This is a genomic window from Deinococcus seoulensis (assembly GCF_014648115.1).
Taxonomy (GTDB): domain Bacteria; phylum Deinococcota; class Deinococci; order Deinococcales; family Deinococcaceae; genus Deinococcus; species Deinococcus seoulensis.
The window spans coordinates 1-19,609 of sequence record NZ_BMQM01000035.1 but is presented as its reverse complement, the minus strand read 5'-3'; the positions used below and the strand labels follow the sequence as shown (position 1 = coordinate 19,609).

The 19,609-nt window shown below is 69.1% G+C and carries 18 protein-coding genes; 13 read left to right on the top strand and 5 right to left on the bottom strand.

The features are described 5' to 3' along the window. The first annotated feature begins 195 nt into the window (after window positions 1-195). From IEY70_RS17825 to IEY70_RS17785, 9 genes are all read left to right on the top strand, one after another. A complete protein-coding gene (locus IEY70_RS17825) occupies window positions 196-906 on the top strand; it encodes a hypothetical protein (protein ID WP_189066384.1) in 711 nt (236 codons plus the stop codon). Next, entirely contained in the window at window positions 903-1,523 is a 621-nt protein-coding gene (locus IEY70_RS17820; RefSeq protein ID WP_189066383.1) for a hypothetical protein, read from the top strand. Before IEY70_RS17825 ends, IEY70_RS17820 begins: the two co-directional genes overlap by 4 nt. Window positions 1,524-1,740: 217 nt before the next feature. Next, window positions 1,741-3,138 carry an MFS transporter gene (locus IEY70_RS17815; protein WP_189066382.1) on the top strand — a complete coding sequence of 466 codons (1,398 nt, stop codon included), beginning with the start codon at window positions 1,741-1,743 and terminating at the stop codon, window positions 3,136-3,138. A 49-nt stretch (window positions 3,139-3,187) separates the two neighbouring features. Next, entirely contained in the window at window positions 3,188-4,375 is a 1,188-nt protein-coding gene (locus tag IEY70_RS17810) for a BioF/Kbl family PLP-dependent acyltransferase (protein ID WP_189066381.1), read from the top strand. 70 nt (window positions 4,376-4,445) lie between these two features. Continuing rightward, window positions 4,446-5,165 (top strand): bifunctional demethylmenaquinone methyltransferase/2-methoxy-6-polyprenyl-1,4-benzoquinol methylase UbiE, encoded by a 720-nt coding sequence (gene ubiE, locus IEY70_RS17805; RefSeq protein WP_189066380.1) that lies wholly within the window; start codon window positions 4,446-4,448, stop codon window positions 5,163-5,165. A 197-nt stretch (window positions 5,166-5,362) separates the two neighbouring features. Further along, window positions 5,363-7,252: a molecular chaperone DnaK gene (gene dnaK / locus IEY70_RS17800; RefSeq protein ID WP_189066379.1), complete on the top strand. Its 1,890-nt coding sequence runs from the start codon at window positions 5,363-5,365 to the stop codon at window positions 7,250-7,252. 162 nt (window positions 7,253-7,414) lie between these two features. Next, window positions 7,415-8,074 (top strand): nucleotide exchange factor GrpE, encoded by a 660-nt coding sequence (locus tag IEY70_RS17795; protein WP_373290817.1) that lies wholly within the window; start codon window positions 7,415-7,417, stop codon window positions 8,072-8,074. 13 nt (window positions 8,075-8,087) lie between these two features. Then, window positions 8,088-8,366 carry a VF530 family protein gene (locus IEY70_RS17790; RefSeq protein WP_189066378.1) on the top strand — a complete coding sequence of 93 codons (279 nt, stop codon included), beginning with the start codon at window positions 8,088-8,090 and terminating at the stop codon, window positions 8,364-8,366. A 76-nt stretch (window positions 8,367-8,442) separates the two neighbouring features. Beyond that, window positions 8,443-9,357, top strand: coding sequence for a DnaJ C-terminal domain-containing protein (locus IEY70_RS17785; RefSeq protein WP_189066377.1), 915 nt, complete (start codon window positions 8,443-8,445; stop codon window positions 9,355-9,357). 224 nt (window positions 9,358-9,581) lie between these two features. On the opposite strand, the gene IEY70_RS17780 is transcribed toward IEY70_RS17785, so the two are convergent. The 5 genes from IEY70_RS17780 to fba all read right to left on the bottom strand — a co-directional run bounded on the left by IEY70_RS17780 (window position 9,582) and on the right by fba (window position 16,055). Beyond that, window positions 9,582-10,550, bottom strand: coding sequence for an oxidoreductase (locus IEY70_RS17780; protein ID WP_189066376.1), 969 nt, complete (start codon window positions 10,548-10,550; stop codon window positions 9,582-9,584). A 111-nt stretch (window positions 10,551-10,661) separates the two neighbouring features. Next, a complete protein-coding gene (locus tag IEY70_RS17775) occupies window positions 10,662-11,078 on the bottom strand; it encodes a CBS domain-containing protein (RefSeq protein WP_189066375.1) in 417 nt (138 codons plus the stop codon). A 271-nt stretch (window positions 11,079-11,349) separates the two neighbouring features. Next, window positions 11,350-13,959, bottom strand: a complete 2,610-nt coding sequence (locus tag IEY70_RS17770) for a S8 family peptidase (protein ID WP_189066374.1) — start codon at window positions 13,957-13,959, stop codon at window positions 11,350-11,352. Window positions 13,960-14,221: 262 nt separating this feature from the next. Next, window positions 14,222-14,941, bottom strand: a complete 720-nt coding sequence (locus IEY70_RS17765) for a hypothetical protein (protein ID WP_189066373.1) — start codon at window positions 14,939-14,941, stop codon at window positions 14,222-14,224. 196 nt (window positions 14,942-15,137) lie between these two features. Beyond that, complete coding sequence (gene fba / locus IEY70_RS17760) at window positions 15,138-16,055, bottom strand: class II fructose-1,6-bisphosphate aldolase (protein ID WP_189066372.1); 918 nt, start codon at window positions 16,053-16,055, stop codon at window positions 15,138-15,140. Between the two features lie 123 nt (window positions 16,056-16,178). On the opposite strand from fba, the gene IEY70_RS17755 reads away from it, so the two are divergent. The 4 genes from IEY70_RS17755 (at window position 16,179) to IEY70_RS17740 (ending at window position 19,546) form a co-directional block, all read left to right on the top strand. Further along, window positions 16,179-17,411: an aminotransferase-like domain-containing protein gene (locus tag IEY70_RS17755; protein ID WP_308425541.1), complete on the top strand. Its 1,233-nt coding sequence runs from the start codon at window positions 16,179-16,181 to the stop codon at window positions 17,409-17,411. Window positions 17,412-17,439: 28 nt separating this feature from the next. Next, window positions 17,440-18,357, top strand: coding sequence for a glutamate racemase (gene murI, locus IEY70_RS17750; RefSeq protein WP_189066371.1), 918 nt, complete (start codon window positions 17,440-17,442; stop codon window positions 18,355-18,357). After that, on the top strand, window positions 18,354-19,115 hold the full coding sequence (gene rph / locus IEY70_RS17745) for a ribonuclease PH (protein WP_189066370.1): 762 nt from the start codon (window positions 18,354-18,356) through the stop codon (window positions 19,113-19,115). Before murI ends, rph begins: the two co-directional genes overlap by 4 nt. Before the next feature lie 74 nt (window positions 19,116-19,189). Then, a complete protein-coding gene (locus IEY70_RS17740; RefSeq protein ID WP_189066369.1) occupies window positions 19,190-19,546 on the top strand; it encodes a DoxX family protein in 357 nt (118 codons plus the stop codon). Window positions 19,547-19,609 lie beyond the last annotated feature (63 nt).

Below are 19,609 nucleotides of genomic sequence, written 5' to 3'. Positions count from 1 at the left end.
GCCAGTAGTGACAGGGCAGGGAACGACAGGGCAGGTGGCTTCCGGACGGACCGGGGGCCACCTGCCTTCTGTGCCCGTCGTCTGTGCCCGTTGTCTGTGCCCGTCGTGTGTGTCCGTCGTCTGTTCCTGGCGTGCCAGCTCCCTGCGTCAGATCTGCGTGCAGGGTCCGGGGACGTCCATTACTGTGAACGTCGTATGAAGAACATGAATGTCATCCGGCTGGGTGGGGTCGGGGCGCTGTGTGCGCTCCTGACCGCCTGCCCCAGTCCCCCGCCACCCGCCCCCATGAGTCTGACCTTCACCTTCCCGGACACCCCAGCCGTGGACACGCTGCGGCTGAGCGGAGTGGCCTTCGGCACGAACGGGCAGTACCTGCGGACCATCGGGGACGGTGGGTATCTGTGGGGCGCTCCGGGCAGCGTGATGAACCGCACGACCATCTACATCAACGGCTACTCGCTTCAGGATCTTCAGAAGACTGCCTGCCTGTCCCCGTTCAAGGGTGGCGAGACCGACGGCATGCGGGACGTGGTGGTGACGCCGGACACCGTGCAGACCTGCAACGTGTACTTCGTGCTCTACAACGACCTGAACCGCAACGGGCAGCCGGAAAGCACCGAGGAGCTGTACCAGACGCACTCGATCTACAGTTACGCCAGCGAGGCGTTCACGTACTCGTTCACCAGCGCGGACGGGCGCACGAACGAGAGCGGCGCGCGCCGCAAGGGCTGGTCGCTGGTGGCGCACGAGGTCCGGCAACCGTCGGCCACGCCCGGCCGGTACGTGGTGACCATGAACAGCGTGCCCGAGGCCGACGAACGCCTGAGCATCCGCCTGCACGAACCGACGAACCGGCTGATCAGTCAGGGCGCCCCGCTGGGCGGCACCCTGGGCGGTGCGAAATGAAGCGCGCCGCGTGGATTCCGGCAGCGGCCCTGCTGGGCGCAGCCCTGACCGCGTGCGGCAGTTCGTCGGCCCCGACGGGTGGGCGCCCTCCCCTGCCGAGCGGTGCGGAGGTGCGCTTCCCAGCCGCGCCCACCGGCGCCTACCTGTCCCTGGTGACGGACGGCGGCGAGAGCGTGTACCAGCTGGCCGTGCCCGCCGGGAAGACGGCCGTGGACGTGGACCCGCTGAAGTGGATCAACCAGACGGACCGCGCCGTGGACGCCGCCACGCTGATCCCGGCGGGCGCGTCGGTGACGGTCGCCCCGGCCGCCGCGAAGGTGCTGCTGCTGGAATGGACGATGTGGCAGGACCGCAACGCGAACGGCACGCTGGACGTGGGCGAGACCCTGCCGCTGATGACGCACGACCGCGTGGCGTACGCCAGCGCGGCCGTGACGGCGGACTTCAGGACGCTCGTGCCGGACATGCGGCAACGCTGGAATCTGGCGCAGGGCTGGACCCGCGCCGAGCACTACGTGTACCTGCCTGACGGGAGCCGCACGTACCAGCGCAGCCTGAGTACGGCGGGCGTGCAACGCTACACGCTGCACGAGCCGACGCCCGTGACCAGCCAGTAATACGGACTCGGATTGAATGGCCTTTGCGGCCCATTCAATCCGAGCGGATGCGAGTGGGAGCCGGGCGGGTTCCGGACGTGGAGTTGGCAACCCGGCGCCCTTCCGGGTGGAGGGCGAAACAAACGGAATCCGTGTGAGCCTGCCAGACCGCACGCCTGTTATGCTGGCAGGCATCACAGAACCGAATCTGCCCTCCCTGTCAGCGGTGTCTGACCGCGTGCCTCCTGAACCCGTTCCGGCCGGGCTTCAGCGGGCCGTGCTGATCGCCAGTTCGCTGTCGGTGGTGGTGGTCATGCTGAACGTGTCCATCGTGAACCCGTCGCTGCCCACGCTGGGCCACGTGTTCGGGGTGGGCGCGCACGACGTGCCGTGGGTGGCGAACGTGTACAACATCGTGTTCGCCGCCACGCTGCTGGCCGGGGGGCTGCTGGGCGACCGCTTCGGGTTCCGGCGGGCGCTGGTGTGGGGCCTCGCGCTGGGCGTGGTGGGCGCCGCGACCTGCGCGCTGGCTCCCAGCTTCCCGGCGCTGCTGGTGGGGCGCGCACTTCAGGGCCTGAGTTCCGCCGTGATTCAGCCCGCCACGCTGGTCCTGCTGACCCTGGCGTTCACGCAGCCTGCCGCGCGGGCGCGGGCCATCGGCGTGTGGGCGGGCGTGTCGGGCCTGGGGATCGCCGCAGGGCCGCTGCTGGGCGGGACGGTCATCGACACGCTGGGCTGGTCGGCGGTGTTCTGGACGGTCGCCGTGACCGCGCTGGGCACGCTGGCCTTCACGCTGGGCCGCACCCGCCCGCTGGGTACGCCCCGCCCCCGGCCCATCGACGTGCCGGGCGTCCTGCTGGCCGCCACGGCCCTGGCAGGGCTTGCCTACGGTCTGTCGCAGGGCAACGTGCTGGGCTGGGACTCCGCGCCGGTGCTGGGGTGCCTGGGACTGGCCGCCGTGACCTCCGCACTGTTCCTGCGCGCCGAGCGCCGCGCCCCGCACCCGCTGGTGGACCTGCGGGTGTTCCGGAACCGGGCGTTCACGACCGCAAACGTGGGTTCGCTGCTGGCGGCGTTCGGGCCGTTCGGGTTGCTGGTGTTCATCACGCTGTTCCTGCAGGGCACGCAGGGGTACAGCGCCACGCGCGCGGGACTGGTCACGTCCCTGTTTCCCATCGGGGTGGGGCTGTCGTCGCCGCTGGGTGGGCGGCTGATCGCGCGGGCCGGGGCGCGCGGCGTCGGCGCGGCCGGACTGGCCGTGATCGGCGCGGGCCTGCTGCTGGTGCTGGGCCTGCACCTGGGCGGGTCGCCGCTGAGTCTCTCGCTGGGACTGGCCGGCGAGTTCTTCGTGATGGGGGTCGGCACGGGCCTCGCCAACGCCGCCCTGACCACCGCTGCCGTGAATGACGTGCCCGCCGGGCAGGCCGCGCAGGCGTCCAGTGTCCTGAGTGCCATGCGGCAGGTGGGCGTGGCGCTGGGCATCGCCGCGTGGGGGGCGCTGGTGGCGCGCGGCGGCGAGGGCACACCCGGTTTCCTGAGCGGCCTGCACGCCGGGGCGGGCGTGATCGGGGCGCTGCTGCTGGTCGGTGCGCTCGGCGTGTGGCGGGGCCTGACCCCGCGCGCCGCCGCCCCTTGACGTCCTTCCCTCACGGACAAGTAGGGGCGCGCGACCCTACACTCGGGGCATGTCCACCTCCCTGTCCGACCGTCTGACCGCCGAACTGTCCGGCCTGCGCGAGAGCGGGCTGCTGATTCACCCGCGCGTGCTGGACAGCGCCAGCCGCGCCCGCACCCGCGTGGACGGCCGCGAGGTCGTGAACCTCGCCAGCAACAACTACCTGGGCTTCGCGGACCACCCGGCCCTGAAAGCGCGGGCCGCCGAGTACCTGGACCGCTGGGGCGTGGGCGCGGGCGCCGTGCGCACGATTGCCGGAACGCTGCGCATCCATGAGGAATTTGAGTCTCAACTGGCAGCGTTCAAGCACACGGGCAGCGCGCTGGTGCTGCACAGCGGCTTCACGACCAACCAGGGCGTGCTGGGCGCGCTGCTGCGCGACGGCGATCTGGTCGTCAGCGACGAACTGAACCACGCCAGCATCATCGACGGACTGCGCCTGACCAAGGCCACCAAGAAGGTGTACAGACACGCCGACCCCGACGATCTGGAACGCCTGCTGAAGGAACACGACACCGGCGGCCTGAAACTCGTCGTGACGGACGGCGTGTTCTCCATGGACGGCGACGTGGCCCCCCTGGACCGACTGGTCGAAGTCGCCCGCCGCTACGGCGCGGTCACGTACGTGGACGACGCGCACGGCAGCGGCGTGATGGGCGAGGCCGGGCGCGGCACCGTGCATCACTTCGGCTTCGAGTACGCCGACGACGTGATTCAGGTCGGGACGCTCAGCAAGGCGTGGGGCGGCGTGGGCGGCTACGCGGCCGGGCACGGCGACCTGCGCGAGTTGCTGATCAACCGCGCCCGCCCGTACCTGTTCAGCACCGCGCAGGCCCCCGCCACGGTCGGCGCGCTGAGTGCCGCGCTCGACGAGGTGCAGCGCGACCCCACCCTGATGGCGCGCCTGTGGGACAACACCCGCTACTTCAAGGCAGAGTTGCAGGGCCTGGGCTTCGACACGTTCGGCAGCACCACGCCCATCACGCCCGTCATCTTCGGCGAGGCCCCCGCCGCGTTCGAGGCGAGCCGCCTGCTGTTCGACCGGGGCGTGTTCGCCGTCGGACTGGGCTTCCCGACCGTGCCGCGCGGACTGGCCCGCATCCGCAACATCGTGACCGCCGAGCACACCCGTGACGACCTCGACCACGCCCTGCAGGCCTACGCCGAGGTGGGCCGCACGCTGGGCATCATCTCCTGATCCCCACGGCGGGCGGGACTGGCGGAACGCTTCCCGTCTGTCCCGCCCGCGCGCCGCTATGATCGCGGGTATGACGAACCGGCCGCCGGTGGGCGACAAGCAGGACAAGGGCAAGGACGTGCAGGCCATGTTCGCCAGCATCGCGCCCCGTTACGACCTTCTGAACCGCGTGCTGAGCCTCGGCGTGGACCGGGGCTGGCGCCGGGCGGCGGCGCAGGAGGCGCTGGCCCTGAAGCCGGCGCGGGTGCTGGACGTGGCGACCGGCACGGCGGATTTCGCGCTGGAACTCAAGACCCGCGCCCCGCAGGCCGAGGTGATCGGCAGTGATTTCGTGCCGCAGATGCTCGCCATCGGCCGTGAGAAGGCCGCCGCGCGGCACATCGACATCCGCCTGGAGGAAGGGGACGCGCTGAACCTGCCGTACCCGGACGGGAGTTTCGACTCGATCACCTGCGCGTTCGGGTTCCGGAACTTCGCGGATTACGCGTGCGGCCTCGCGGAGTTCCACCGGGTGCTGGCGCCGGGTGGGCGGGCCGTGATCCTGGAGTTCCCGCCACCACGGCCGGGTCTGTTGGGCAGCCTCTTCCGGGTGTACTTCCAGCATGTGCTGCCACGCATCGGCGGGCTGATCAGCGGGAACGCGGGCGCGTACACGTACCTGCCCGAGAGTGTGCTGGCCTTCCCGGAACCCGAGCGGCTGGCGCAACTCATGCGCGCCACGGGCTTCCGCACCCGCTACCGCCTGCTGACCTTCGGCATCGCGGCCATTCATGTGGGGGACAGGCTGTAGGCAGAGGGTGAGCGGCGGGCTGGCCTGTGCTGGGTGTGGCGGTGAGGCCCACGTCTTGAGGGTCACTTAAACTTGAGCGTACCGCACTCAACTCTATTGACACTCCGGAACTGTGGGCCTATGATGTTCGCAGATCAGAACTGCTGCCCCCGTGGCGGCAAATCCCCACACTTCAGACCATCAATACAGGAGTCACCATGCCCAAAGCAGTCGGAATCGACCTTGGTACCACCAACTCTGTTATCTCCGTCATGGAAGGCGGCCGCCCCGAAGTCATCGTGAACGCCGAGGGCGCGCGCACCACGCCCAGCGTCGTCGCGTACAAGGGCGACGAGCGCCTCGTGGGCCAGATCGCGCGCCGTCAGGCCGCGCTGAACCCCGCCGCCACGCTGTTCGAGGTCAAGCGCTTCATCGGCCGCCGCTGGGACGAGATCAAGGACGAGGCGGGCCGCAGCCCCTTCACCGTCAAGGAAGGCCCCGGCGGCAGCGTTCGCATCGAGGTGAACGGCCAGGACCTCGCGCCCGAGCAGGTCAGCGCCGAGGTGCTGCGTAAACTCGTGAACGACGCCAGCGCCAAACTGGGCGAGAAGATCAGGGACGTGGTCATCACGGTGCCCGCGTACTTCGACAACAGCCAGCGCGAGGCCACCAAGCAGGCCGGTGAGATCGCGGGCCTGAACGTGCTGCGCGTCATCAACGAACCCACCGCCGCCGCGCTCGCCTACGGCCTGGAACGCAAGGGGAACGAGACCGTGCTGGTCTTCGACCTGGGGGGCGGCACCTTCGACGTGACCATTCTCGAACTGGGCGACGGCGTGTTCGAAGTGAAATCCACCAGCGGCGACACCCACCTGGGCGGCGCGGACTTCGACCAGCGCATCGTGGACTGGCTGGCCACCGAGTTCCAGAAGGACAACAGCTTCGACCTGCGCAAGGACAAGCAGGCCCTGCAGCGCCTGATCGAAGCGGCCGAGAAGGCCAAGATCGAACTGAGCAACGCGACCGAAACCTCGATCAGCCTGCCGTTCATCACCTTCGACCCGGAAACCCGCACCCCCATGCACCTGGAACGCACCCTGAGCCGCGCCAAGTTCGAGGAGATCACGGCCGACCTGCTGCGCCGCGTGCGTAAGCCGGTCGAGCAGGCCCTTGCCGACGCGAAACTGGACGCCAGCAAGATCGACGAAGTGATCCTGGTGGGCGGCAGCACCCGCATCCCGGCCGTCAAGCGCATCGTGCAGGAACTGATCGGCAAGACCCCCAACGAGAGCGTGAACCCCGACGAGGCCGTCGCGCTGGGCGCCGCCGTGCAGGCCGGGATCATCCAGGGCGACTCCAGCCTGGGCGATATCGTGCTGGTGGACGTGACCCCGCTGACGCTGGGCGTGGAAGTCAAGGGCGGCATGATCGCGCCGATGATCACCCGCAACACCACGGTGCCCGCCAAGAAGACCGAGATCTACACCACTGCCGAGAACAACCAGCCCGGCGTGGAGATCAACGTCCTGCAGGGTGAACGCCCCATGGCGAACGACAACAAGTCCCTGGGCCGCTTCAAACTGGAAGGCATTCCGCCTATGCGCGCCGGTCAGCCGCAGATCGAGGTGACCTTCGACATCGACGCGAACGGCATCCTGCACGTGACCGCCAAGGAGAAGACCAGCGGCAAGGAAGCCAGCATCCGCATCGAGAACACCACCACCCTCGACAAGGGCGACGTGGAACGCATGGTGCAGGAAGCCGAGCAGAACGCCGCCGCCGACAAACTGCGCCGCGAGAAGGTCGAGAAGCGCAACAACCTCGACTCGCTGCGCGTGCAGGCCCTCGGCCAGATCGAGGAGAACGAGGGCGCCGCCGCCGACGCCAAGGACAAACTGAAGGCCGCCGCCGACGAGGCCGAGGAAGCGGTGCGCAGTGACGACGACGCCCGCATCGACACCGCCCAGAAAGCCCTGGAAGAGGAACTCCGCGCCTTCATGACCGCCGCGCAGGGCCAGGGTCAGGCGCAGGGCGACGACACCGTCAACCTGGGCAAGGACAAGCAGGACGACGACGTGATCGACGCGGACTTCAAACCCGCCGAGTAACCCCCCCCTTCCTTCCCGCTGCGGGAAGGCGAGGGTCGGGCGAGGCGGCCGCCCACCAGCACCACCATTCACGGGAGAGGACGGCCGCCGCGCCTCCTCTCCCCCTTTTCTTTCATCCTTCATTCCCCCCAGGAACGCCCGGCAGCCCGTAAGCTGAGCGGAATGTTCCGAAAGCGAGGCCCCAAGATGACCGACGACCAGCACAAACACGCCCCCGAGGCCACCGAACCCGACCGCACGAAAACCGTCAGCGAGGACGGCCTGGACATCCCAGACACCGAAACCGACAACATGCAGGAAGACCTGGAAACCGAGTTCCCCGGCCTGGACGGCATGGACGAGGGCATGCTGGGGCAGGTGCAGGAGATGATGGCGACGCTGGAACGTGCAGGCGAGCTGGAGAAGGAGAACGCCGACCTGAAGGGCCGACTGGCCCGGCTGGCCGCCGACTTCGAGAACTACCGCCGCCGCACCCAGGAGGACGTGGCCGCCGCGCAGGGCCAGGGCATAAGCAAGGCCGCCGAGGCGCTGATGCCCGTGTACGACGACATGGACCGCGCCGTGACCATGGGCGCCGCCGACCCCGCCAAACTGATTCCCGGCATGCAGGCCGTGCAGGGCAAGATCCTGAGCGTGTTCGCGGGCCTGGGCCTGGAAGTGACCGGGAAGGAAGGCGAGGCCTTCGACCCGCAGTGGCACGAGGCGCTGCAGGTCGTGCCGGGCGACGAGGACGACGTGATCGTGCAGGTGTACCAGCTGGGCTTCCGCATGGGCGACCGCCTCGTGCGCCCCGCCCGCGTCGTCGTGAGCCGGAAGGACTGAGGGGGAAGCGGTGATGGTTGACCCAGAAGACAAGACGGCGTCGGCTGAGGCCCCTGCGGCTCCATCGACCGTCACCCGCTCACCCTCTGCCGATCCCATGCACGGCGTGACGCTCGCCATGATCGTCGAGCGGCTGCACGAGGCGTACGGCTGGGACGAACTGGCCCGCATGGTTCCCATCCGCTGCTTTCAGTTCGATCCGAGCGTCCAGAGCAGCCTGAAGTTCCTGCGGCGCACGCCGTGGGCGCGGGCGAAGGTCGAGGCGCTGTACCGCGACCTCGTGACCACCTGAACCGCTCCGCCCTGAACCCACGAGCTGAACCCACTGGGCTGAATCCACCTTCCTCACCGGCCTGAAGGAGGCGCACATGGCTTACAAGGATTACTACGACGTGCTCGGCGTCTCCCGCGGGGCGTCCGAGGCGGACATCAAGAGCGCGTACCGCAAACTCGCCAAGCAGTACCACCCGGACAAGAACGCCGGGGACGAGAAGGCCGCCGAACGCTTCAAGGAGATCGGCGAGGCGTACGCCGTCCTGTCCGACCCCGAGAAACGGCAGGTGTTCGACCAGTTCGGGCACACCGGGCAGGTCCCGCCCGGCTACGGCGGCCCCGGAGCGGGCGGCGGGTTTCAGGGCGGGGACTTCTCGGGCTTCGACCCGGGGCAGTTCAGTGACTTCTTCCAGGGGCTGTTCGGGCAGACCGGGCGGCGCGGCGGCGCAGGCCAGGGATTCCCGGGCGGCGCGCAGGTCAACCTGGAAGACCTGCTGGGCGGCGGCGGGATGGGCGGCGGGCGCCGCTTCGTGCAGAACGTGGAAGGCGAGTTGCAGGTCACGCTGGCCGAGGCGTTCAGCGGTTCGGACGAGGTCATCAACGTGGACGGCAAACGCCTGAGCCTGCGCGTGCCCGCCGGAACGCGCGACGGCGCGCGCCTGCGACTGGCCGGACAGGGACCGGGCGGCGGCGACGTGCTGCTGACCATCCGCGTGCTGGAAGACGCCCGCTTTGAACTGGACGGCGACCACCTGACCACCAGCGTGGACGTGCCGGCCCCGCTCGCGGCGCTGGGCGGCGACGTGACCGTGCAGACCCTGAGCGGCAAGGGCAACCTGAGCGTCCCCCCCGGCAGCAGCGGCGGGCGGCGCATGCGCCTGCGCGGGCAGGGCTGGCCGAAGAAGGACGGCACGCGCGGCGATCTGTACGTGCGCCTGAACGTCACGGTGCCCGCTGCCCTCAGCGACGAGCAGAAGGAACTGTACCGAAGGCTGCGCGACCTGGGGTAAATCCTGAACGGATACGGGATGAGCCCGACTCCCTGCGCACGTGACTGCTGGCCGTTTGCCCTCTCCCCTTGCGGGAGAGGGAGGGAGGAGCGGAGCGACGGAAGGGTGAGGGGGCCACCGGGCGGCCCGGAATGACTTGAATTCAGTGCAGCCCCCTATCAGTGCAGTCCCCTATGCGAAGCCCCCCGGAGCTGATGAACCGGGCGGCTTCCTGTGTTCCAGGGTTACTGCCCGGTCTGGTCGATCATCTGCTCGCTGAGTGTCCACAGGCGGCGGGCACTGTCGGCATTCAACGCGTGGGGCTTGTACCCGAACAGGGGGTTGGGGCTGGCCTCGTCCAGCGGGGTGCTCTGCTGCAGGTCCTCCAGGAACAGGCCGCCCACGCCGTCCAGTTCGGGCGCGGTGGCGGCCCAGATGCTGGTGCTGGCCCCCTGTGCGGGCGTCTTGAAGGCGGGGTTGGGCACGCCGTTCTCGTCGATCCAGCCGCGGCGCTGCGCCTCGCCTTCGGGCATGTGCTTCTGCAAGCCGGTCATGATCCCGCCGGGGTGCACGGCGTTCGCGGTGACGCCCTGGGCGGCGTAGCGGCGGTTCAGTTCCACGGCGAACAGGGCGTTGGCGGTCTTGCTCTGCCCGTACGCCTGCCAGGGATCGTAGGGGGTGCTCTGAAAGTTCATGTCGTCCCAGCGGATGTCGCTCAGGCGGTGGGCGCTGCTGCTGAGTGCCACCACGCGGGCGGGCGCGGCGGCCAGCAGCGCGGGCATCAGCAGGCGGGTCAGCTGGAAGTGCCCCAGGTGATTCGTGCCGAACTGCGTCTCGAAACCGTCGGCCGTGTGTCCCTGCGGGGTGGCCATGACGCCCGCGTTGTTGATCAGCATGTGAATGCGGGGCGCGGCAGCCAGGATCGCCGCCGCCGCCTGCCGCACCGACGCGAGCGAGGACAGGTCCAGATGCACGACATGCACGTCGTCGTTGCCGGTGGCCCGTGCGAGGTCACGGGCGACTTCCTCGCCGCGCGCCGTGTCGCGGACAGGCAGGATCACGCGCGCCCCGGCGCTCAGGAGGGCGCGCACCGTCTCGGTGCCCAGCCCGGAGGCCCCGCCGGTCACGACGGCCGTCTGGCCGGTCAGGTCGGTGTCTTTCAGGAGGTCGGTCGCGTCGGCGCGGGGGGCCAGGGGGCTCTTGATCGGAGTCATGTCCCCACCGTAGGCCTTCGAGTGCGCGCGAGGTCAAGGGTGCCCGCGCCAGTCAAGGAACAGTAAAGGGGCGCGCCACCACCCGGCGTGCCCCTCCCGCGGGTGCGGCGTTCAGATGGTCGGCTGGCTGATGCCCTGGAGCGCCTGCTCGTCCGCGCCGGTCCGGGCGCGCGTGGCGAGGTCCGCGAGGCTCACGATTCCCACCACCTGACCGTCACGCGTGACCGGGAGGCGGCGCAGCTGCCGCGCGGCCATCTCGGCGGCGGCCTCGGCCACGGTGGTCGCGGCGTCCATGCTGAACACCTCGCCGGTGGCGTAGTCGCTGGCGGCGGTGCCCAGGTCGTGCCCGTACGCGACGGCGCGGATCACGATGTCCCGGTCGGTGATGATGCCCACCAGGGTATCGCCGTCCATGATCAGGACGTTCCCGATGTCCTGCTCGCGCATCAGCAGCGCCACCTCTTTCAGGGTCGCGCCGCGGTCCACGGTCGTCAGTTCGCTGGTCATGATGTCCGTCAGAGTGGTCATGCCCTCACCCTATAAAGTGGTCCCGGCCGGCAGGTGGGAATCCCCCCAAGGAACGTTGGGCCGCGCCGCCCGGCATGAACAGGGGGGCGGGCCGCCCGGATCAGCGCCCCGCCCCCCCGGCCGACTGGCGGTTATACGGACTGCCGTCTGTTTCGCCAATAACCCGGAACTTCACCGGGTCTGTCGGCTCCACGTCCGGCAGCCCGCGTCCTCTCCCACTCGCTTCGCTCGGATTGAATGGGCTTTGCCGCACATTCAATCGGAGTCCGTATTACTTCATCAGCCAGTCGAAGGTGGTCTTCATCAGGATGTTGCGGCTGTTGGGCGTGAGGCCTTCCATACCGAAGCCCATGGTGACGGTGCGGTACTTCCCGGCGTCGTTCGCGACGATCGCTCCGGCGTTCTCACCGGCCGACTGGGCGCTCACGCGCGGGCGGTTCTGGCTCTGCGCCTGGGTGTTGCCGCCCAGAATCTGGTTCAGCACGCCGCCCAGGATGTTGGCAGCCAGACGCTCGACCAGACCGCGCGGGTCCTGCACCTTCTGCGCGGCGCGGGTCTTGTTGGGGTCCACGCGGATGCTCTGCGCCGTGATGGTCCCGGCGGTGGCGTTCGCGCTGCCCCAGCTGGCGACGGTGGCGCTGCCGCCCATGTCGGCGATCACGTCCGGGTAGTACTGGTTGGCGGCGCTGCCCGACGCGTTCAGGGTAAAGGCCGTGCTGCCGAACGCGCCGCCGGTCACGAACTTGGTGTTGCCGCTGCTGTCCGCCACGAAGCGGGTTTTCAGGGTGCCGGTGTAGAAGGCGCTGGTGCCGACGTCGTACCCGATGTCCTGCCCGGTGATCAGGAGGTTCCCGCCGCCCGCCACGTACTGGTTCAGGGTGTTCTGATCGGCGGGCGTGATGGTGTTCTGGTACTGCTCACCGGTCGCCCACACGACGATATCGGCGCGTTTCATCTCGCTCAGGGGCACGGCGCCCTGCGACTGGGTGTTCCACACGAACGCCCCGCCGCTGACCGCGTTGGCCTTGATGGCGTCGCGCAGCGCGGCCGTCACGTCGGCACCCTGGCCCATGTCATCGTCGACCAGCAGCACGCGGGGTTTCTTGCTGGCTGCCGGGGGCGTCGGAGCGGGCGTGGGGGCCGGGGTGGGCTTGGGCGCCGGGGTGGGTGCAGGGGCAGGCGCCGCGCCGGGACGGTCCTTGATGAAGCAGCCTTTCTTCAGGCCGGGCGCCGGGTCGCGGCCCCATTCGGACACGGTGCAGTTGAAGCCGTCGGTGCCGATGCCGGTCAGGTACTTGCCGGCCGTGCCGAACGCGGCGTCCTTCTGGCCGCTGAAGTCGCACTTGCTGCCTTCCAGCGCGCAGAGGCTGTACCCGGCCGGGCCAGTCGGGGCCGGTGCGGGCGCCGGGGTCGGGGTGGGCGCCGGTTTGGGGGTTGGCGTGGGTGTAGGGGTCGGCGTGGGGGTGGGCTTGGGAGTCGGGGTAGGCGTGGGAGTTGGCGTGGGTGTAGGGGTGGGCTTGGGAGTCGGGGTGGGCGCCGGAGCAGGTGCCGGGGCACCCAGCTTCACGCCCAGTTTGCCCAGCGCGCCCGGCACGCTGATCAGGCCGAAGCCCACATTGTTGTTCTTGCTGCCCGCGTTGCTGGCGCTGGTGTATAGGGCGTTCTTGATGCCGTCCACGCTGGTACCGGGCTTGGCGGACAGCAGCAGGGCCGCCGCGCCCGCCGCGATGGGGCTGGCCTGCGAGGAACCGCTGAGCGCCCCGTACTGGCCGTTCGGGAAGGCGCTGGTGATCTCCACGCCGGGCGCGGCGATATCGGGTTTCACGAACACGCCCTTGATGGTGCTGTTCCAGTTGACCGGACCGCGGCTGCTGAAGCTCGCCACCTGCCCGTTCCTGTCCACGGCGCCCACGCCGATCGCGTCCGGCAGGTTACCGGGGCTGCCGGTGCTGGCCGAGGTCGGGCCGAAGTTCCCGATGGCGAACATGGGCACCACGCCCGCCTTGAGCATGTTCTGCACCGGCACGATGAACTCGTCGAAGGTGCCGGGAATGCCCAGACTCATGTTCACGATGTCGGCGCCGTCGTCGGTGTCGGCGTTGTTGTCCGGGTCCAGCACGTACTGCATCCCGGCAATCACCTCTGCGAAGGTGCCCTCGTTGTTCGGCAGGACCAGCGCGCTGATGATCTGCGCGCTGGGCGCCACGCCGACCGTGCTGCCCGCCAGCAGTCCCGCGGTGTGCGTGCCGTGATTGGTGGTGTCGTGCGGCTGGCTGTTCACGCGGTTGCCGTCAGCGTCGAATTCCGCGAAGGCCACGACCTTGCCTTTCAGCTGCGGGTGGTTCGCGTCGATGCCGCTGTCCAGGTGCCCGATCTTGATGCCCTGCCCCTTGAATCCGGCGGCCCAGGCCTGCGGCGCGCCGATCTTGTCGAGGTGCCACGCCTCGCCGGGCGCGGCGGCGGCGGCACTCAGGGCGACGGCGCGCTGCGGTTTGGGAATCTGCACCTTGAAGTTCTCGAACACGTCCGACACGAACGGCAGGAGTGCCAGGGCGCGGGCCTCGACCGGTGACAGCGGCAGGTAGATACTCTGGTCCAGCCAGAGTGATGTGGCCTGTCCGGAGGCCAGCGCCTGCTTGACGAATCCCGAGCTGGCCCCGAGGGCGCTCAGGCGACTGTTCAGCTGGACACGCAGATTCTTCAACTGCGCTCTGCCCCTGGCGTCGTTGGCAAATTTGAAGCGGACGATCACGCCCACCTTGGTCTGATCACCTTTCTGCGCGCGCGCCAGAAGGCTCGGGGAGAGTTGACCGGCGTCGGCTTGACTCAGGCCGCCCAGGGTCAGGGCGGCGCCGAGCATCAGGAGGTTACGCTTCTTCATGAGGCTCAGCGTATGCGCCGGTGCGTGACGTGCCCTGAATGGAACATGAGGACACCTTGACGTGCCGTCAGACCCGAGTCATACGGACTCCGATTGAATGGTCTTTGCAGCCCATTCAATACGAGCGGATGCGACCCGTAGAGCTGCCCCGCAGAGGAGGAGCAAAGCGGGTTCCGGACGTGGAGTTGGCAGGGGCGGTGCTGTTCCGGATTGTTAACGAAACAAACGGAACCCGAGTCAGTGGGGCGGTCAGCATGGCCGGTCAGCGGGTGTACTCGACGATCAGTTCGCCGGTGTCGGGTACGCGGCGGATCATGCTGGTGCGGGTATAACTGAGGACGGTGCGCCCCCCGGCCAGTTGCAGCAGGCTGAGGGTGCCGCGCACGCCGTAGCCGGTGGTGGCGTTGCTGCCCACCATCCGCCACTGGAAGCCGCTGCGGACTTCCAGGCCACGGTCCGGGTTGTCGCTGGGGGGCACGGCGGTCGGCCGGGCGGTGAAGCCTTCCGGGCCGCGCATCTCGCCGGTTTTCAGGTCGATGGTCACGCCGCGCAGCACGCCGTCCATGTTGGGGCCGTCCCCGAACGTAACCTGGTTGGCGGTGCGGGTTACGGCCAGCCGGAAGGTCTTGCCGGTCGAGGCGAGTACTTCCTGGAACACCAGGTACCGTTTGAATTCGTCGCGGGAGATGCCCAGCCGCTCGTCGTAGGTGGGCTGCACGCCGCGCGCCGCGCTGACGATCACCTGTTGCAGTGCCTGGGGGTTGCCGCCCACGCTGGCGACCCGCAGTTGCAGGTCCACCGTGGAGATGCTGGGGCGGCGTTCGAGCAGCGTGACGTTCTGCGCGGTCACCGGGAGCAGCGCGGCCAGTCGGGGTTGCCACCCGGCCGGAAGGGCGGGCGGGGCGGCTGTGCCGCTGCCCTGCCCGGTCGTCAGCAGGCCGAGCGTCAGTACCAGGGCGGGGAGAGGCGAGAGCACCTTCATGCACTGGCGAGCATAGTGCGCCATGGTGAGAATTCCCCGCTGCACAGGCCGAGTTTTCTGAACCGGACGTCAGTTGACCGTCAGCTTGCCGGGGGGGTGGGGGGATGGGCAGACCGGGCACAGGGCAGGGAGCGACAGGGGGAAATGGAAACAGAGGCGACACGGGGCCGCCTCTGCTGCGTGGGATGGGGAAGGATCAGGCCTTGCCGACGCTGCCGAGCACGCCGAGTTTGTGCTCGATGACCTGGGCCATGACGTCGCGGGCCGGGCCGAAGATCTTGCGGGGGTCGAATTCCTTGGCGTTGGCGGCCAGGGCCTCGCGGATGCCGACGGTGCTGGCGAGGCGCAGGTCGGTGTCGACGTTCACCTTGGCGATGCCGAACTGCGTGGCGCGCTGCAGGTCCTCGTCGGCGATGCCGGCCGCGTCGCCGATCTCGCCGCCGGCCTTGCGGAAGCGCTCGACGATTTCCTGCGGCACGCCGCTGCTGCCGTGCGCAACGAGGGGAATGCCGGTCAGGCTGGCGATCTTCTCGATGCGGGCGTGGTCGATGTAGGGGCGGCCCTTGCCCTTGAACGCGCCGTGGCTGGTGCCGATGGCGATGGCGAGGTAGTCGGTGCCGGTCTGCTCGATGAACTGCACGGCTTCCTCGGGGTCGGTCAGGAAGGCATCTTTCTCGTCCACGACGATGTGCTCCTCAATGCCCCCGAGGCGACCGAGTTCACTTTCCACGCTGATGCCCATGGCGTGCGCGGCTTCCACGACGCGTTTGGTTTCCTTGACGTTCCCGGCGAAGTCGTGGTGCGAGGCGTCGATCATGACGCTGGTGAAGCCCATCTTGATGGCTTTCAGGGCGCTCTCGTAGCTGCTGCCGTGGTCGAGGTGCAGCGCGACGGGCACGGTGGCGCGCTTGGCGAGGTCAATGACGATGTTGGCGAGGTCCTGGCCACCGTACTTGATGGCGCCCTCGCTCATCTGCACCATGACGGGGCTGCGCAGCCGCTCGGCGGTGTGGATGATCGCCTGGGTGATCTCCATGTTGTTGGTGTTGAACGAACCGACGCCGTACTTGCCGGCGCGGGCGGGAACCAGAATGTCATTACCGGTAACGAGCATGAGAAGACCTCCTTACAGTCGCCTTTCACTCTACCCGCCGGAACCGTGGAACGGACGTGGCCATCCACATGTCTGGGCCGGGAACAATAGACAGGTCGGCAGTGGCGCGGGGCTGGGCGTAGCATGGCGGGCATGACCAGTCCCCTCTCCCCCGCAGCTTTCGACCTGACCGGCACGCTGTCGCGCCGCGCGCAGAGCATGAACGCCAGCGCCATCCGCGAGATCCTGAAGATCACGCAGCGGCCGGACGTGATCAGTTTCGCCGGTGGTCTGCCCGCCCCGGAGCTGTTCCCGATGCAGGAGGTCAGGGACGCCACGCTGGCCGCGCTGGACCGTTACGGCCCGGCGTCGTTGCAGTACTCGACCACCGAGGGGCACCCGCCGCTGCGTGAGTGGATCGGCGCGCAGGCGGGCATCCCGGCGGGCAACGTGCAGATCGTGACCGGCAGCCAGCAGGGGCTGGACCTGCTGGGCAAGGTCCTGATCGACGAGGGGGACGTGGTGCTGGTCGAGGCGCCCACGTACCTGGGTGCGCTGCAGTCGTTCCAGCCGTACGGCCCGCGCTACGTGCAGGTGCCCACCGACGAGGAAGGCATCGACGTGGACGCCCTGGAGGCCCTGCTGCCGGGTCTGAACGCCAAGTTGCTGTACGCCGTGCCGAACTTTCAGAACCCGACCGGGCGCACCCTGAGCGCCGCGCGACGCCGCCGACTGGTGGAACTGACCGCGCAGCACGGCGTGCTGCTGCTCGAGGACGACCCGTACGGCGCGCTGCGCTTTACCGGCGAACCGGCCCCCAGCCTGTACAGCCTGGGCCTGGAACTGCACGGCGACCCGGACCGCAACCACGTGATCTACTCCAGTTCGTTCAGCAAGACGCTGGTGCCGGGGCTGCGGGACGCGTGGGTGCAGGCCGCCGCGCCCATCATCGCCAAGCTGATTCAGGCGAAGCAGGGCGCGGACCTGCACACCCCCACCCTGAACCAGATGATCGTCACGGAACTCGTGCAGGACGTGCTGCCCCGCCAGATCGAACGGGTCCGGCAGGCGTACGGCGAACGCGCCCGCCTGATGCTGGACCGCATCCGCGCGGACTTCCCGGACGGCGTGGACTACACCACCCCGCAGGGCGGCATGTTCCTGTGGCTGACCCTCCCGGACGGCGTGGACACGCAGGCGCTGCTGCCCCGCGCGGTGGAACGCAAGGTCGCGTACGTGCCGGGCAGTCCCTTCTACGCGCTGGGCGGCGGCCAGAACACCATGCGCCTCAGTTACAGCAACGCCACGCCCGAGCAGATCACGCAGGGCATCCGGGCGCTGGGCGACACGCTGCGGGAGGCCCTGGCAGAACGGTAATGGGCGCGGCCCCGTATCATCAGGCGCGATGAGTGACGCACCGCTTGGCGTGTTCGACAGTGGCGTGGGGGGCCTGAGCGTCCTGGCGGACCTGCGCCGGGCGCTGCCGGGCGAGGACCTGCTGTACCTGGCCGATACGGCGCACGTGCCGTACGGGGCGCGGCCGGACGACGAGATCCGGGACCTGACGGACCGGGCGGTCTCGGCGCTGCACGCGCGGGGTGTCAAGGGCGTGGTCGTGGCGTGCAACACGGCGTCGGCGTTCAGTCTGGGGCACCTGCGGTCGCGTTTCGAGATGCCGATCATCGGGCTGGTCCCGGCCGTGAAACCGGCGGTCCTCTCGACCCGTTCGGGCGTGGTGGGCGTGCTGGCCACGCCGGGTACGCTGCGCGGCACGCTGCTGGCCGACGTGATCCGTGAGTTCGCGGACCCGGCGGGCGTGCGGGTCATGCGGGCCGTGAGTACCGAGCTGGTGCCGCTGGTCGAGGCGGGGCAGGCGGACTCGGCGCGGGCGCGCGAGGTGCTGCGCGAGATCCTGACACCGCTGGCACAGGCGGGGGCCGACGGGCTGGTGCTGGGCTGCACGCACTACCCGTTCCTGGCGGGCAGTATCCGCGCCGAGTTCGGGGACACGTTCACGCTGCTGGACAGCGGCCCGGCAGTGGCGCGGCACACGCGGCGCGTGCTGACCGAACGTGGGTTGCTATCCGGGCGGGAGTCGGGCGGTCAGGAGCACTTCCTGGTGACGGGGGACGCCGCGCGGGCCGCGCCAGTCATGGCGGCCCTGCTGGCCGCCGGGGGGATGACAGCCGGTGGAATGGCGGCCGATGGAATGACCGCTGGTGGAATGACGGCCGGGGGCATGGGGCCGGGCGGCGGGGCCTATACTGACGGTCAATCCAACCGGGCGGCCCCGCTGCCCAGAATTGAGTCCATCCAGACATGAGCACACCCATCAAAGGCAGCACTCCCCAGCCCCTCCCGGTCCGTGAGGGCCGCACCCTTCTGGAGCCGCGCCCGCTGACCGTCAAGCGCGGCGTGAACCCGCACGCGCCGGGCAGCGCGCACCTGATCATGGGCCGCACCGAGATCATGGCGACCGTCAGCATTCAGGACAAGGCCGCGCCGCACATGCGGGGCAGCAAGGAAGGCTGGCTGACCGCCGAGTACTCCATGCTGCCGCGCGCCACCACCGACCGTCAGGCCCGCGAACGCAACCTGCAGGACGGCCGCCGTTACGAGATTCAGCGGCTGCTGGGGCGGGCGCTGCGGGCCAGCATGGACCTGCGGCACTTCCGGAACCAGACGCTGTACGTGGACTGCGACGTACTGGTCGCGGACGGCGGCACGCGCGTGGCCAGCATCCTGGCGGGGCACGCGGCGCTGCATGATTTCTGCGACCGCCTGATCCAGAAGGGGCAACTGACCGACTGGCCCATCGCGCACAACGTCGGCGCGATCAGCGTGGGCCTGCTGCGCGACGAGGTCCGCGTGGACCTGGATTACGCTGAGGACCGAGTGGCCCGCGCAGACCTGAACGTGGTCGCCACCGACACGGGCCTGATCATCGAGGTGCAGGGCGGCGCCGAGGACGGCGCGTTGACGCAGGAGGAGTACGTGCGACTGCTGTCCACCGGGGCGTTCGCGGTGCAGGGCGTCATGGCGGACCTGACACGGCAACTGTCGGTCATTCAGGGCATGTGAACGTCCTGCCGCGCCTCACCACCCTGGGCGGGGCGGGCGCGGTACACTCCGGGCAAGTTCCAAGGAGGTTACCCATGAGCGTGACGAGATTCATCGGGCGGGCGCTGCTCGCGAGCATCTTCATCAAGAACGGCCTGGATCACCTGCAGAACCCCGACCCGATCGTGCGCGCCGCGCGCGGCGCCGAGGTGCCCGAGCCGGAACTGGCCGTGAAGGTCAACAGCGGCGTCATGGTCGGGGCCGGCGCGCTGCTGGCCACCGGCCTGCTGCCCCGCGCCGCCAGTCTCGCCCTGGCAACCAGTCTGGTGCCCACCACGGTCATCGGTCACCCCTTCTGGGACAAAGGCGGCAAGGAACGCGCCCAGCAGCAGGGCCAGTTCCTGAAGAACCTCGCACTGTTCGGCGCGCTGCTGTACGTCAGTAAAGAGTAAAGGCTCTTCCTGGATTCCAGGGAGCTGAGGGTGCTCTGATAAACTATCAGCATGCTGAGCTTA